The sequence below is a fragment of the Nocardia pseudovaccinii NBRC 100343 genome (assembly GCF_001613225.1).
In the GTDB taxonomy this organism is placed as follows: domain Bacteria; phylum Actinomycetota; class Actinomycetes; order Mycobacteriales; family Mycobacteriaceae; genus Nocardia; species Nocardia pseudovaccinii.
Genome location: NZ_BDBY01000002.1, coordinates 1 through 14076, shown reverse-complemented (window position 1 = coordinate 14076; position 14076 = coordinate 1). Strand labels below are relative to the sequence as shown.

At 66.5% G+C, this 14076-nt stretch carries 16 protein-coding genes; 6 read left to right on the top strand and 10 right to left on the bottom strand.

Annotation, left to right across the window (positions count from 1 at the left end; translation table 11 throughout):
* On the bottom strand, positions 1-644 hold a 644-nt coding region (locus tag NP3_RS00085; protein ID WP_157123934.1), incomplete at its 3' end, for a PPE domain-containing protein.
* A gap of 135 nt (positions 645-779) precedes the next feature.
* A complete protein-coding gene (locus NP3_RS00080) occupies positions 780-1973 on the bottom strand; it encodes an FAD-dependent monooxygenase (protein WP_063036478.1) in 1194 nt (397 codons plus the stop codon).
* 112 nt (positions 1974-2085) lie between these two features.
* Between NP3_RS00080 and NP3_RS00075 the strand changes: the two genes are divergently transcribed.
* Positions 2086-2832: a TetR/AcrR family transcriptional regulator gene (locus tag NP3_RS00075; RefSeq protein WP_063036476.1), complete on the top strand. Its 747-nt coding sequence runs from the start codon at positions 2086-2088 to the stop codon at positions 2830-2832.
* A gap of 89 nt (positions 2833-2921) precedes the next feature.
* On the top strand, positions 2922-3341 hold the full coding sequence (locus NP3_RS00070) for a limonene-1,2-epoxide hydrolase family protein (protein WP_063036472.1): 420 nt from the start codon (positions 2922-2924) through the stop codon (positions 3339-3341).
* Positions 3342-3343: 2 nt separating this feature from the next.
* On the opposite strand, the gene NP3_RS00065 is transcribed toward NP3_RS00070, so the two are convergent.
* Complete coding sequence (locus tag NP3_RS00065) at positions 3344-3616, bottom strand: hypothetical protein (protein ID WP_063036470.1); 273 nt, start codon at positions 3614-3616, stop codon at positions 3344-3346.
* 281 nt (positions 3617-3897) lie between these two features.
* Here NP3_RS00065 and phoH2 point away from each other — a divergent pair, with 281 nt between their 5' ends.
* The 3 genes from phoH2 to NP3_RS00050 all read left to right on the top strand — a co-directional run bounded on the left by phoH2 (position 3898) and on the right by NP3_RS00050 (position 7003).
* A complete protein-coding gene (phoH2, locus tag NP3_RS00060) occupies positions 3898-5292 on the top strand; it encodes an RNA 5'-3' helicase PhoH2 (protein ID WP_063036468.1) in 1395 nt (464 codons plus the stop codon).
* Between the two features lie 156 nt (positions 5293-5448).
* Positions 5449-5985 carry an LGFP repeat-containing protein gene (locus tag NP3_RS00055; protein ID WP_063036474.1) on the top strand — a complete coding sequence of 179 codons (537 nt, stop codon included), beginning with the start codon at positions 5449-5451 and terminating at the stop codon, positions 5983-5985.
* A gap of 148 nt (positions 5986-6133) precedes the next feature.
* Positions 6134-7003, top strand: coding sequence for an acyl-ACP desaturase (locus tag NP3_RS00050; RefSeq protein WP_063036466.1), 870 nt, complete (start codon positions 6134-6136; stop codon positions 7001-7003).
* A 45-nt stretch (positions 7004-7048) separates the two neighbouring features.
* On the opposite strand, the gene NP3_RS00045 is transcribed toward NP3_RS00050, so the two are convergent.
* The 3 genes from NP3_RS00045 to glpX form a co-directional block, all read right to left on the bottom strand.
* Positions 7049-8455: a class II fumarate hydratase gene (locus tag NP3_RS00045; protein ID WP_063036464.1), complete on the bottom strand. Its 1407-nt coding sequence runs from the start codon at positions 8453-8455 to the stop codon at positions 7049-7051.
* 159 nt (positions 8456-8614) lie between these two features.
* The gene (locus NP3_RS00040) at positions 8615-9178 is read right to left on the bottom strand and encodes a YbhB/YbcL family Raf kinase inhibitor-like protein (protein WP_063036462.1); all 564 of its coding nucleotides are present in this window, start codon (positions 9176-9178) and stop codon (positions 8615-8617) included.
* Positions 9179-9293: 115 nt separating this feature from the next.
* Entirely contained in the window at positions 9294-10337 is a 1044-nt protein-coding gene (gene glpX, locus NP3_RS00035; protein WP_063036460.1) for a class II fructose-bisphosphatase, read from the bottom strand.
* Positions 10338-10506: 169 nt separating this feature from the next.
* Between glpX and NP3_RS00030 the strand changes: the two genes are divergently transcribed.
* On the top strand, positions 10507-11073 hold the full coding sequence (locus NP3_RS00030) for a DUF4245 domain-containing protein (protein WP_063036458.1): 567 nt from the start codon (positions 10507-10509) through the stop codon (positions 11071-11073).
* 116 nt (positions 11074-11189) lie between these two features.
* Here NP3_RS00030 and NP3_RS00025 read toward each other — a convergent pair whose 3' ends face one another.
* The 4 genes from NP3_RS00025 to NP3_RS00010 are packed head-to-tail and all read right to left on the bottom strand — an operon-like array spanning position 11190 to position 13766.
* Positions 11190-11534, bottom strand: a complete 345-nt coding sequence (locus NP3_RS00025) for a VOC family protein (RefSeq protein ID WP_063036456.1) — start codon at positions 11532-11534, stop codon at positions 11190-11192.
* Positions 11531-11773 (bottom strand): exodeoxyribonuclease VII small subunit, encoded by a 243-nt coding sequence (locus NP3_RS00020; protein WP_063036454.1) that lies wholly within the window; start codon positions 11771-11773, stop codon positions 11531-11533. Before NP3_RS00020 ends, NP3_RS00025 begins: the two co-directional genes overlap by 4 nt.
* Before the next feature lie 2 nt (positions 11774-11775).
* Positions 11776-13119, bottom strand: coding sequence for an exodeoxyribonuclease VII large subunit (gene xseA / locus NP3_RS00015; RefSeq protein WP_084507925.1), 1344 nt, complete (start codon positions 13117-13119; stop codon positions 11776-11778).
* A gap of 23 nt (positions 13120-13142) precedes the next feature.
* Positions 13143-13766 (bottom strand): lipid droplet-associated protein, encoded by a 624-nt coding sequence (locus tag NP3_RS00010; RefSeq protein WP_063036451.1) that lies wholly within the window; start codon positions 13764-13766, stop codon positions 13143-13145.
* Between the last annotated feature and the right edge of the window lie 310 nt (positions 13767-14076).

Sequence of the window (14076 nt, the reverse complement as noted above, 5' to 3'; positions counted from 1 at the left end):
CCGTCCGGCGTGCCTGTATCTCCTGCTTTGCTGGAATCCCCACCCCGCCCGGTACCCTCCACCGGGCTCGTATCCCCGGCCTTCCCGGAATCCCCGCCCGGCAAAGCCCCCAGCACTCCCGAAAACCCCGACCCCCCAGAAATCGGATCGACCGGCGGCGGCAACGTGGGAATCGACGGCGCCGTACTCCCATAGGGCTGGATATAAAACGTGCTCATATCATCCCGGGCCTGTTCCTCCTGCGAATTCCGCAGCTCGGGCCCCCGCGCACTATCCGAACTATCCACCACCGGCGGCACCGCCACCTTGAACCGCCCCGCCGCGCTCACCGCCGCCGACAGCGGTGTCGACTGCTGATCCAGCGACTCGCCCAGCTCACCGACGCGGGCGGCATACTCCCGGATGCCGCGCACCGCCCGGTCCGCCGCCGCGCCCTCCCAATGCTGATCCACCGCTTGCTGAATCGCGGTTTCGAACTGCTGTCCGGCCTTGGTCACCGCTGCCGCGATGGCGGCCCAGGCATCGAACGCACCGTCCAATCCGTCCGGATTCATCTGGTCGGCAGCCTGTTTGATCTCCGCGTGCGAAAAGTTTTGCGCGTTCTCGGGATTGGTGATCGCGCGGCCGTCCATCTGTGCTGTCATGGCCGAGCCAGCCCCTTCCGTCAGTGCCGTCTGACCTTATAGACGCACTCGACCCCACCCCGGTTCCATCGAAACACAGCCGATCTCGCCGCGCCAGACCATCCGGTCCGCTGCAGGGTGCCGGGGCTACCGGTGTCAGTTCGCATTGGCGGCCGCGACCAGCGCCGGATAGTCCGGCAGCTCGATGGTCTTCACGTTCTCGGTCATTTTCACCATCTTGTCGAACATCCACGAGTGCAGGAACCAGTTGCGGAACTTGATGCCGAGCGCGGTCTTCGGCGCGAAGAAGCGGCCCGCGTTGCTGTAGTCCGCGAGTTTGCCCAGCGAGTGCATGAGCTCGTCGTAGCGCGCGAAGGCCATCCGGTAATCGCCGTCGGCGAGCGCGAGTTCACCGGCCATGATGTAGGCGCCCTGCACCGCGAGTCCGGTTCCGAAGCCGCCCAGGGTGTTTCCGTAGCCCGAATCGCCGACCAACGCGACCCGGCCCCGGCTGTAACTCTTCATCTTGCGCACCATGCTGATCGAGTCGAGGAAGAAGTCGTCGAACTCCGCCATTTCGGCGAGCATGCGCGGCGCCTCCCAGCCGACGTCGGCGAAGGTCTCCTCGATGATGTGTCGCTGCGCCTCGATGTCGTCACGGGCGTAGTCGAGTTGGGGCGAGGCGAAGATGTAGAGCTGCTGTGCCTTCGAGCCACCGGTGATGACGCATTTGCCCGGCTCGTTGTAGCCGTAGGCCGTCACCCGCTCGGGTGTGCCCTCGGACTTGGTCGCCCACGGGCTCGCGCCGGCGACGCAGTAGTAGTGGCCGAGGTGCTTGACGAATTCCTTTTCCGGTCCGAACGCCAGACGCCGTACCCGCGAATGGATGCCATCGGCGCCGAAGACCAGATCGAAGCTACGCGGCGCGCCCCTCTCGAATTCGACCCACACACCGTCGTCGGTCTCGGTCAGCGCGCTGATCGAGTCGCCGAATACGTATTCGCAGTCCTGGTAGGTCTTTTCGTACATGATCCGCGCCAGATCCCCGCGCAGGATCTCCACGTCGCCGCCGGTGAAATCGCCGGAGATGACCGCCTGCTGCTCGCCCTTGCCGTCGACGATCGCGATATCGGTGGTGCCGGTGCGGTGCGCGTAGATCTCGTCCAGGATGCCCATCCGCTCGAGCACCTTGTGGTGCGTTTCGCCGGTGAAGTCCACGGCCTGGCCGCCCGGTCGCAACTGCGGTGCCCGCTCGACCACCGTGACGGCGAAGCCATAGCGGCCCAGCCAGTAGGCGAGTGCGGGGCCGGCGATGCTCGCACCGGAGATGAGAACGGTCTTGTTGCGCATGATGTCTCCCGAGGTCAGTATCTGCGTCCAATGGAATCTGTATCCGTTGGACACGAATTAGAGTATGGTGGACGCAGTTACTTGTCAACACGCAATGCGTAAGGATGTGGAAATGCCTGCACCGACCACCGTCGAACTGCTCTGGGGCACCCAGCAGCGGCCCAAGCGCGGACCCAAGCCCGCGCTGTCACTGGAGGGGATCGTCGCGGAGGCCATCGCCCTCGCCGATGCCGAAGGACTGGCGAACCTGTCCATGCAGCGCCTGGCCGAACGCCTCGGCTTCACCAAGATGTCGCTGTACCGGTATGTGCCGGGCAAGGAACAGCTGACCGCGCTGATGGTGGATGCCGCGATGGGTGATCCGCCGGATGTCATTGCGGCGCACGAGAATTCGAATGAGGAACCGTGGCGAGCCGGACTGCGCCGCTGGGCCGAGACGATCTTCGAGCGCTACAGCGCACACCCCTGGTCGATCAGCCTGACCATCGGCGCGCGTGCGGTCGGCCCCAATGAAATGGGCTGGATGAACGCCGCGCTGACCGCTCTCGACGGCACCGGGTTGACCGGGCCGGAGCGGCTGGACACCATCGTGCTGCTCAACGGGCACATCCGCAGCCTCGTGCAGCAGGTGACGACCGGGGACCGGCAGGAAACCGCGCAGCAGATCGCGGGCCAGTTCGCCGAGATGATGGCCGCCGCGGGCGACCGGTTTCCCCTGGTCTCCGCCGCCTTCGCGGAAGAGGCGGCCGCGACTGGCGCACCGCCCGCGAACGAGGGCCCGGGCGATGCGCTGAGCTTCGGCATCGACCGAATTCTCGATGGTCTGGGTGTCCTCATCGCCGACCGCCGCCGACCCTAGCGGCCCAATCGGGCGCAGCCGGACAAAGTCCGTCATTAGTCTCTTGCGCTTGGACGAGCGAATGCGAGGCCACCGCTTAGGCTCAGTGCATGACCGACGAACTGGAACTGAAGCAGGACGCGATCACCACGGTGCGGGAATTCTTCGCCGCACTCGAGATCGGCGCGGTGGAGGAGGCACTGGAGCTCCTGCACCCCGATGTCGTCTGGAAGAACACCTCACTGCCGACGGTCGGCGGCGGCCTCACGCGCAAGATCCTGCGCGGGCTGAACCGCGACACCATCGGCTTCGCCGCCGAAATGCATCACATCGCCGCCGACGGCGACTTCGTGCTGACCGACCGCACCGATACCCTGCGCGTCGGCCCGCTGCGGATCGGGTTCTGGGTCTGCGGCACTTTCGAACTGCGCGACGGCCGAATCATCCTGTGGGACGACCACTTCAGCTGGGAGAACTTCCTGCGCGGCACCGCCGTCGGACTCGTCCGCGCCGCATTGCCCCAGCGCTGAGGTCAGGTGTGCTTGGCGAGGTACTCGAGGTAGTAGGGCCGTAGGACCTCGGCGATCTTGCCGTCGCCCGCGTGGATGTAGTCGTCGATCATCGGCAGCACGTACTTGATATCGGCCTCGCTCTCGCCGAGATTGCCCGCGGCGGCCTCGGCGGCCGGAATCGACTTCAGTAGCCGCCACAGATATTTGATGTCGCCGCGCCGCGCCGCGAGCCGGACCGCACGGTCGTGCAGCTCCTTGGACGACAGCTTCTCCAACTCCTCGTTACCGGCCATACCTGCGACTCTATCCCCTGCACCAATGCGGGGTTAACGACAAATTCACGGACACGCCTACCTGTGCCCGAGCGGAGACCGGGCAGTCGGCGGTAGCGTCGTTGGTGCGGGCCGCGTCGGTGTGGCTCGTACGGGAGGTCCTGAACCGTGACTGAGCTACTCAGTACGAGAGGGCCGGCACCCGGCCCTCTGGGCATCTGACGCAAGTCGGATCCCATCGGGACGGACCGGTCCAGCGAGATCGTTCGTGCGGGTGCCGCGCGAACACAAAGGAGCCCACCGTGACTGCTGCACGCTCCGTTCCCGCTCCCTCGGCGCACTCCAGCTCCGCGAAAGGCGAAGCCGCCGCGAAGGGGGCCCGCCCCTCGCATTCCCAGAATTCCGGTGCGAAATCCTTCGTCATCGACACCTCGGTTCTATTGTCGGATCCCTGGGCTTTCACCAGGTTCGGCGAAAACGATGTCGTATTACCGCTGGTCGTGATCAGCGAACTCGAAGGTAAGCGCCACCATCACGAACTGGGCTGGTTCGCGCGGGAAGCCCTGCGCAACCTCGACGATCTCCGTCTGCAACACGGCAGGCTGGATCAGCAGGTGCCGATCGGCACCGAGGGTGGAACGCTGCAGGTGGAACTCAACCACACCGACCCCGCGGTACTCCCGGTCGGATTCCGCACCGACACCAATGACTCCCGCATCCTGGCCTGTGCGCTCAATCTGGCGGCCGAGGGCCGCCGGGTCGTGCTGGTGTCCAAGGACATTCCCTTGCGCGTCAAGGCGAGTGCGGTGGGTTTGCACGCCGACGAATACCACGCCCAGGACGTGGTGACCTCCGGCTGGGCCGGAATGGTGGAGATCGATGTCTCCAAAACGCAGATCGATCAGCTCTACACCGAGGCCGTGATCGATCTGGACGAGGCGCGGGAACTGCCGTGCCACACCGGAATCCGGTTGCTCGGGGCAAGCTCCAGCGCCCTGGGCCGGGTCACGCCGGACAAGCGGGTGCAGTTGGTGCGTGAACGCGAGGCGTTCGGACTGCACGGCCGCTCGGCCGAACAGCGCATCGCACTGGATCTGCTGTTGGACGAGAGCGTCGGCATCGTCTCGCTCGGCGGCCGTGCCGGTACCGGCAAGTCGGCGCTCGCCCTGACGGCCGGTTTGGAGGCGGTGCTCGAGCGTCGCACACAACGCAAGGTGGTGGTGTTCCGTCCGCTGTACGCGGTCGGTGGGCAGGATCTCGGCTATCTGCCGGGATCGGAGAGCGAGAAGATGGGCCCGTGGGCGCAGGCGGTCTTCGACACGCTCGACGGGTTGGCCAGTCGCGAGGTGATGGAGGAGGTACTCAGCCGCGACATGTTGGAAGTCTTGCCGCTCACCCACATTCGCGGTCGCTCGCTGCACGATTCGTTCGTGATCGTGGACGAGGCGCAGTCCCTGGAGCGCAATGTGCTGCTGACGGTGCTCAGCCGACTGGGCACCGGATCGCGCGTCGTGCTCACCCACGATGTGGCCCAGCGCGACAACCTACGGGTCGGTCGGCACGACGGTGTCGCCGCGGTGATCGAAAAGCTCAAGGGCCATCCGCTTTTCGCGCACATCACGCTGACCCGTAGCGAACGGTCGCCGATCGCGGCGCTGGTGACCGAGATGTTGGAGGAGTACGGCCCGAGTGCATAGCGGGTAGCAGCAACTACCCAGGGTGTGTTTCCCATCACAATCGAGCGGGTAGTATCCGCGTGATACCTGTTCAACGACGGCCCGGCGAGTCTTACATCGATTCGCCGGGCCGTTGCCGAGCATCGGCCCAGGCTACGCGCGACGAGAGGGATGGAAATGCACCACTTCGCTCGACGAACGGCTGGATTCACCGCGGTCACCGCGGCCGCGGCACTGCTGCTGGCCACCGGCTGCGGCAATGACGACAACAAGGACAAGAACACCGCCGCGTCCATGACGACCACCTCGGCGGCCGCCCACGGCGAGGAGCACATGTCCGGCGCGGCGGAGGAGACCAAGATCGCCACCCAGGGCGGCGACATCACCGTCTCCGGCATCATCTTCGACAAGTACGTGCAGTCCGGCGGCCCGACCGGTCCGCTCGGCGCTCCGCTGAAGTCGCAAGAGGACGCCCCCAACGACGGCAAATGGCAGGACTTCACCGGCGGCGCGATCGTCTGGAGCAAGGACGGCGGCGCGCATATCGTCTGGGGCGAAATCCGCAAGGCGTGGGAGGACAACGACGGCCCCGACGGCAAGATCGGGTACCCGACCAGCGACGAGAAGGACATCCCCGGCGGCAAGCAGAGCGATTTCGTCGGCGGCACCATCACCTGGGTGGACGGCAATACGACTGTCACACCGAAGTCCTGATCCGCCCGGCGTCCGGGCGCTCACGTGCCATTATTGGTGAGTGCCTCGCGGTTCGCTCGAAAGAGCTGGTGCTTGTACGCTCGGACGCCGGTACCGATTCCTATTCGTAGATCCCCGCATCGCGGGGCCCAGCCGCTAGGTTGTGCTAGTGCAAACTCTCTTGACCGATCGCGAACTGCTCGCGTCCCTCGCCGATGAGGTGGAGCTGAATCTGCGCCGCCACATCGCCGCCGCCGACGGCTGGCAGCCGCACGACTATGTGCCGTGGGACGACGGCCGCAACTTCCGCTTCCTCGGCGGAATCGATTGGGAGCCGGAGCAATCCGAGTTGAGCGAGACCGCCAAGCTGGCGCTGACGGTCAGCGTGCTCGTCGCGGACAACCTGCCCTCGTACCACCGTGAGGTCGGTAAGTACCTGCGCACCGGATCGTGGTGGCGCTGGGTCGGACGGTGGACGGCCGAGGAGAACCGGCACGAGATCATGATCCGCAACTACCTCATGGTCACCCGTTCGGTCGACCCGGTGCAGTTGGAGCGGTTGCGGATGGACCATATGACCAAGGGTTTCCGGCGTCCCGCACTGCACCTGCTCGACGTGCTCGCCACCTGCGCGTTCGAGGAGGCGGCCGCCGCCATCCGGCATCGCAACACCGCCGCGCTCGGGGAGAACAAGATGGTCACCGCCATCGCCGAGCGCATCGCGATCGACGATGAACTGCAGTCGATCTTCTTCGCGGACCTGATCACCGCGGCGTTCGGTGTCGCACCGGATCAGACGATGCGCGCCATCGCCGACAGCGTCGCGCGGTTCGAGGTGCCGTCGGTGGCGTTGCCCGACGGGCGCAGCAGCGATGATGTGCTCGCCGAGGCGGGCATCTACGACCGCTCCAAGGAGAACGAATTGGTTTTCGGTCCGTTGCTGGAGCAGTGGGAGTTCTTCACCCGCACCGGTCTCGGTGCGGACGGTGAGAAGGCGCGCGCGGAGCTCGCGGGCCTGCGGGTCGGTTCGCCTGCCTGAGTCTCGAGTCCGGTCGGCGCACGATTTGTGCGCCGACCGGTTTTTCTACTTTTCGTCCTCGACCCTGGCCATCGACAGCACATCCAAGCGGCGATCGAGTTCTTCCAGGGTGAGCTTCTCGTCGAGCAGACCCCGATCGATCACGGTCTGACGGATGGTCTTCTTTTCCTTCAGCGCCTCTTTCGCGACCGCGGCCGCCTCTTCGTAGCCGATGGCGGAATTCAGCGGCGTCACAATCGACGGTGACGATTCCGCGAGGGTGCGCAGATGATCCTCGTTGGCGACCAGACCGCGAATGCACTTATCGGCGAACAGCCGGGACACATTGGCGAGCAGCCGAATCGACTCGAGCAGATTACGCGCCATCACCGGGATGTAGACGTTCAACTCGAACGCGCCGCTCGCACCGGAGAACGCGACCGCCGCGTCGTTGCCGATCACCTGCGCGGCGACCTGCGTAACCGCCTCGGGCAGTACCGGATTCACCTTGCCGGGCATGATCGAACTGCCGGGCTGCAGATCCGGCAGCCGGAGTTCGCCGAGACCGGTCAGCGGGCCCGAACCCATCCAGCGAATGTCGTTGGCGATCTTGGTGAGGCTCACGGCGACCGTGCGCACTGCGCCGGACGCCTCCACCAGACCGTCGCGGGCGGCCTGCGCCTCGAAGTGATCCTGTGCTTCCGACAGTGCGTCGAGATCGGTCGACAGCACCAGTTCGGCGACGACTTTCGCGCCGAAACCCGCGGGCGCGTTGAGTCCCGTGCCTACCGCGGTACCACCGATGGGCAGCTCACCGAGCCGGGGCAGCACCGCCATGATGCGTTCCATACCCGCCGCGATCTGGCGGGTATAGCCGCCGAATTCCTGGCCGAGGGTCACCGGCACGGCGTCCATGAGGTGGGTGCGCCCGGACTTGACCACGGTGCGCCATTCGGCCGACTTGTCCAGCAGCGCCAGCCGCAGATGCTCCAGCGCCGGGATCAGGTCCTTGATCGCGGCCTCGGTGGCGGCGAGGTGGGTCGCGGTGGGGAAGGTGTCGTTCGAGGACTGCGACATGTTGACGTCGTCGTTCGGGTGCACGGTCACGCCGTTGCCCTTCGCGATCGAGGCGATCACCTCGTTGGCGTTCATATTCGAGCTGGTGCCCGAGCCGGTCTGGAAGACATCGATCGGGAACTGCTCGTCGTGCAGACCCTCGGCGATCTCGTTCGCGGCGGCGATAATGGCATCCGCCTTGACCGGATCGAGCAGCCCGAGATCCTTGTTCACCTTGGCGCACGCGGCCTTGAGCAGGCCGAGCGCCCGGATCTGCGCCCGCTCCAACCCGCGCCCGCTGATCGGAAAGTTCTCCACGGCCCGCTGCGTCTGCGCCCGCCACAACGCATCCACGGGGACCCGAACTTCCCCCATCGTGTCGTGCTCGATCCGGAACTGCGTCTCCTCGGTCGTCATAATCCCGACCCTATGCCGCATACGCCCCCCGTGTGGCCGCCACGCCTGAGGCAATCCACACACCCACCCCGGCCGATCAAGATCAGGTGGCATCTATGGCGGCATCGCACGAGTAGCCCCCGCCACCAGTTCCACCTGATCTTGATCGGGGGTTGTTTGTTACGGGCGTTCGTAGAATGCGTCGATGCGGCCGTGGGCGAGTGCTTGGGCGGCGGAGAAGACGTGGCGCGGTTTCGCTTTCGCGGCGGGCTTGCCGCCGATGGTGGTGATCGGCTCGGTCAGGGCGAAGAGCTGGAAGGCGTAGCGGTGCGGTCCGTGGCCTTTGATCGGGGCCGGACCTTGGTAGCCGCGGCCGAAGCCGGAGCGCAGGATGCTGACGCCGGGCGCGGGAGCGTCGGCACGCAGTCCGTCTCGGGGCAGTTCGGCGAGGGTCGGTTCCAGCAGGGCCACGCAATGCACGAATGGCAATCCTGTTGGTGCGTCCGGGTCTTCGACGACCAGTAGGAGTTGCGCCGTACCGTCGGGCGCGGTCCACGCCAGCGCGGGGGATGCGTCTCGGCCACCGATCCGCTTGGACGCGTGCACCTTTGGCAGTGACGACTCGTGGGTGAAATCCGGGCTGGTGACTTCGAAGGTCGCTTCGGCGGCGAGGTTCGGCAGATGCCAGGCGAGGCCCTGCGCTCCGGCACGGCGGTTCTTCAACAGCTTCCCGATAATTGACACCGGATCTCCTTGGTCTGCTGGGGATTCCGGAGCTTACCGTCGTGGAAAGAGCACCGCACATGACGAAAAATCGAGCCCGATCCGAAGCGGACCGGGCTCGACTCGTTCGAGAAGATCAGGGCATCGGCGGCACCGCATCCTCGTCGCCGACGAAATCGACCGAGGAGTATTCGCGGAGCTTGGTGAGGCGATGGTAGGCGTCGATCATGCGGACGGTGCCGGACTTGGAGCGCATGACGATGGACTCGGTGGAGGCGCCGCCGGGGTAGTAGCGGACGCCGCGTAATAGGTCGCCATCGGTGACGCCGGTGGCGCAGAAGAAGACATTGTCGCCCGCGACCAGGTCGTTGGTGGTGAGGATGCGGCTGAGGTCGTGGCCCGCGTCGATGGCCTTCTGGCGTTCCGCGTCGTCCTTGGGGGCGAGCATGCCCTGGAGTTCGCCGCCCATACAGCGCATGGCGGCGGCGGCGATGATGCCTTCGGGGGTGCCGCCGATGCCGACCAGGATGTCGGTTCCGGAGTCGGGGCGCGCGCAGGCGATGGCGCCCGCGACGTCACCGTCGGAGATCAGGCGGATGCGCGCGCCCGCGTCGCGGACCTCCTGGATCAGGTCCGCGTGGCGCGGCCGGTCCAGGATGCAGACGGTGAGATCGGACTTCGACAGGCCCTTGGCCTTGGCCACCCGGCTGATGTTCTCGCCGATCGGGGCGGAGATATCGATCACGCCCGCGGCGTCGGGGCCGACCGCGATCTTGTGCATGTAGAACACCGCGGAAGGGTCGAACATCGCGCCGCGCTCGGCGACCGCGAGCACCGCGATGGCGCCGGGGGAGCCCTTCGACATCAGCGTGGTGCCGTCGATCGGATCGACCGCGAAGTCGACCTCGGGACCGGTACCGTCGCCGACCAGCTCACCGTTGTAGAGCATGGGCGCTTCGTCCTTCTCGCCCTCACCGATGACCACGATCCCGCGCATGGAAACGGAGCTGACCAGCTGCCGCATGGCGTCGACGGCCGCACCGTCGCCACCTTCCTTGTCGCCGCGGCCGACCCAGCGGCCCGCGGCCATCGCACCGGCCTCGGTGACCCGGACCAGTTCGAGCGCGAGGTTGCGGTCCGGCGCCTCGCGGCGGCTGGGTGCGGGCGAAGATGCCGTCATTACGGTGTGCCTCCTACGGTCGTTGCTACCGCTGATTCTCTCAGAAGCGTGACCGTTCTCGATCAGGTACCGCCCGTAGCGATTGCTCGCAGGTCGCTCGAAAAGGTCAGCTCCAGATCTCCGGCTACCTGTGCGGGAGTGTGCGGCAACCGGCGTGGATACTGGGAGCGTGTCCTACCAAAAACCACGAATCCTCAACGACTACCGGGATCTGTTCTGGTCACTGATCCCGTTGGTGCTGATCGCCGTGGTCTTCGCCGGGCTCGCCAGCCAGTGCAGCTTCGCGGGGAAAGGACCGACACAGGGGCAGATTCCGCACTTCGACGTGACGGCGGCACTCGCCAACGACGCGAAGACCATGCCCTTCCCGATCCGCAATCCGAGCCTGCCCGAACACTGGACTCCGAACTCCGGTAGCCGCGACACGATTACCACCACCGGCGGCGGGCCGGTCAGCACTGTTGGTTTCATCACACCGCAGGGCACGTACATGCGGATGAGCCAGAGCAGCGCGACCGAGGAGGCGCTGTCGCGCTTCGTGCTCGGCTCCCGCTACGGCACCGGCACCGAGCAGGTCGGCGACCGGAAGTGGGTCGTCTACGCCGAACAGGGCTCCGAGACGGCGTGGATCGCCGACTTCGGCCAGTCCCGAGTACTCATCACCGGCGCAGGCAACCATGCTGCGTTCACCACGTTGGCGGCGGCCATCGGCGCAGCTCAGCCCTTGCAGCGCTAGCGACCGAGCAGCGACTACGGACACCGCGCACCCTTTCGCTCCGCGCGCGAATTCACTGGTCCTCGAGAGCATGTGCGGCGTGCGATGCGCGGGGCCAGCCTGATCGAGGCGGCCGGTCAGCGGTGGCTGACCACGTTGACGATCGTGCCGCTGGGATCGCGAACGAAGAACCGGCGCACGCCCCACTGCTCATCGCGGAGCGGATAGACGATGTCCGCATTCACCGCGACCAACTCCGCGTGCACGGCGTCCACATCCTCGACCTCGACGCTGATATCCGGCTGCGGCCGCTCGGCTTCCGGGCCGACCAGCAGGACCTGCGCGGTCGGGTTCGTAGGGGATGCCATCGTCACCACCCAGCCGAGGTCCATGGCCTCTTCGAAGCCGAGCCGCCGGTAGAACTCGCGGCTGGCCGCCATGTCCTCGGTGCGGATATCAGGGGTGGCGCGGCGGATGGTCATTCGCCGGTTTCGAGGTCGGTGCGGGAGAGGGCGTTTTCGACCCGCTGACGAGCGCCCGCCAGATGTTCCTCGCAGCGGGTGGCCAGCGCCTCCCCGCGCTCCCACAGTGCGAGGGATTCGTCCAAGTCGAGGCCGCCCTGTTCGAGCATCTTGACGACGTTGACCAGTTCGTCGCGGGCGCGTTCGTAGCCGAAGGTGGAGATCTCGGCCAGCTCGTCGTCCTTGCCGGGGTCGGCCAAGGTCAGTTCCTTCCTTTGTCGGTCTTGCCCAATGCTCGGGTGCCCAGTGCGGCGGCGGAGATCGCACCGTCGGCGACCCGGATCCGCAGCTGACTACCCGCGGGCGCGTCCTCGATCGAGCGGACCACATGCCGCTCCTTACCGCTGACGCGCTGCACGACAGCGTAGCCACGGGCCAGCGTCGCGGCCGGTCCCACCGCGGTGAGTTTTTCCCGCAGGTGCCGGGTTGCGGTGGTTTCGGTGCTGATCAGATGGTCGGCGGTGCGGCGGGCGGCGGTGCGCAGGCGTTCGATCTCGTCATAGCGGCGATCGAGTTCGCGCAGCGGATCCGCCAGCACCGGCCGGGAACGCAACTGGGCCAATGCCCGGGTTTCGCGGTCGACCCAGCCGCGCAGCGCGGCGGCGGCGCGGGCGCGCATATCGCGGACCCCGGCCAGTTCGGCGGCCGCGTCGGGCACGATGCGCTTGGCGGCATCGGTGGGGGTGGCGGCGCGCAGGTCGGCGACCAGATCGCACAGTGGGTTATCGGGTTCGTGGCCGATCGCACTGACGATCGGCGTAGTCGCCGCGACGATCGCGCGGCACAGCGTCTCATCGGAGAAGGGCAGCAGATCCTCGACGCTGCCGCCGCCGCGGGCCAGCACGATGACCTCGACGGCCGGATCGCGATCGAGTCCGGCCAGCGCCTGCACCATCTGCGGCACCGCGGTCGGGCCCTGCACCGCGGTATTGCGTATCTCGAAACGCACTGCGGGCCAACGATTTCGGGCCACCGTCAGCACATCGCGCTCGGCGGCGCTGGCTCGGCCGGTGATCAGGCCGATTGTCTTGGGCAGGAACGGGATCGGCCGTTTCAGCCGGGGATCGAACAGTCCCTCCGCGGCGAGCAGCGCCTTCAGTCGTTCGATGCGGGCCAGCAGTTCACCGATGCCGACTGGGCGAATCTCCATGGCGCGCAACGAAATCGTGCCGCGACCGGTGAAATACGCGAGTTTGCCGTACACCACCACCCGGCTGCCCTCTTGCAGCGGGACGGCGGAGCGGCGGATGAGATCCGGATGACAGGTCACCGACAGCGACATATCGGCGGCGGTATCACGCAACACCAGGAATGCGGTGCTGGTGCCGGGACGCAGATTGATCTGGGTGATCTGGCCCTCCACCCAGATGCTGCCCAGCCGATCGATCCACTGCGCGACCTTGATGGCCACCGAGCGCACCGGCCATGGCTGTTCGGCGGAGTTGGCGGGAGCAGCTCGGTCGGGTTGGCCGCCGGATTCCCGGCCAACCGTCGACGATGACGCGGCGGGTTCGGGCCCACCCGTCTCCCGGCCACCACCCCCCATCGAATCGCTCCGCGATGCTGGACTCATTGAGCCCGCACGGTGGCGATCCGGTTCGTCAGCATGGTCACGAACGGCGCCCTGGCACGCGTCTGCTGTTCGTACTCGAGCAGGGCGTTCAGATCCTCGACGGTCAGCATGCGCAGGCGGGCGCGCAACTGGGCCAGGGTCATATTGGCGTAGTCGTAGCGGGTGGCCACCTCGGGCTCGACGACCTCTGGCTCGGGCTCGGGCTGGGGTTCGGGGACCGCGGAAACCTCGGTCTCCGGGACGGCGATGGTCTGTACCGGGGCAGCGTGACCATTGGTCTCACCTGCGCGGGCGGCATCGGCGGCGAAGTCGGCCGGTTCGTCGTCGTACAGGTCGAAACTGCTGGTGCGGCCGGGAGCGGTGAACTCCGGCTCGGTGTCCTCGTCGAAGGTGGCCCAGTCGGGCTGTTCGACGGGGGCGTTCGTGAGACGGTCGAATACGCCGTCGCCCTTGAGGGCGAGGCTGGTCACGAACTGCTGGACGTGCATGGTGGTCTGCAACATCTGGCTGATCGCGGTGATCGGGAAATTCATTGCGGCAGTTGGTAGCCGACGGGTTTCTTCGATGGCGTATACGGCCGCGCCGGCGGCGACCCGGGCCAGGAACGGTGGTCGAAACATGCTCCTAGCCTGCCCGATACGGGATGTTATGCAAAGCACTGGTGTCACAGACACGGAATCTACTTTGGCGCGCGGGGGCCCGACGTGGTTACGCAGGCTGCCTCCTCCGGGCCTGACCACGCGCGCCAGGGGTTCTGCATCATTCGGCGCATTTTCGCCCGGTGCGAGTGTGTCGAGAACGACGCGACCGGGCGTCCACTACTCATCGGCCGCACGTAAGCTGAGGGGCATGTCTTCGGCCATCCCTTTGAACGTCGGAATCGCCAGCACGGCCGGTTCCGGATCCGCCGATGCCGACGGTGGTAAGCGT

Bases quoted from the DNA above. Each gene is read 5' to 3' on its own strand.
- NP3_RS00080 (WP_063036478.1), bottom strand. From the start codon at position 1,973: ATGCGCAACAAGACCGTTCTCATCTCCGGTGCGAGCATCGCCGGCCCC.
- NP3_RS00075 (WP_063036476.1), top strand. From the start codon at position 2,086: ATGCCTGCACCGACCACCGTCGAACTGCTCTGGGGCACCCAGCAGCGG.
- NP3_RS00070 (WP_063036472.1), top strand. From the start codon at position 2,922: ATGACCGACGAACTGGAACTGAAGCAGGACGCGATCACCACGGTGCGG.
- NP3_RS00065 (WP_063036470.1), bottom strand. From the start codon at position 3,616: ATGGCCGGTAACGAGGAGTTGGAGAAGCTGTCGTCCAAGGAGCTGCAC.
- NP3_RS00055 (WP_063036474.1), top strand. From the start codon at position 5,449: ATGCACCACTTCGCTCGACGAACGGCTGGATTCACCGCGGTCACCGCG.
- NP3_RS00045 (WP_063036464.1), bottom strand. From the start codon at position 8,455: ATGACGACCGAGGAGACGCAGTTCCGGATCGAGCACGACACGATGGGG.
- glpX (WP_063036460.1), bottom strand. From the start codon at position 10,337: ATGACGGCATCTTCGCCCGCACCCAGCCGCCGCGAGGCGCCGGACCGC.
- NP3_RS00025 (WP_063036456.1), bottom strand. From the start codon at position 11,534: ATGACCATCCGCCGCGCCACCCCTGATATCCGCACCGAGGACATGGCG.
- xseA (WP_084507925.1), bottom strand. From the start codon at position 13,119: ATGGGGGGTGGTGGCCGGGAGACGGGTGGGCCCGAACCCGCCGCGTCA.
- NP3_RS00010 (WP_063036451.1), bottom strand. From the start codon at position 13,766: ATGTTTCGACCACCGTTCCTGGCCCGGGTCGCCGCCGGCGCGGCCGTA.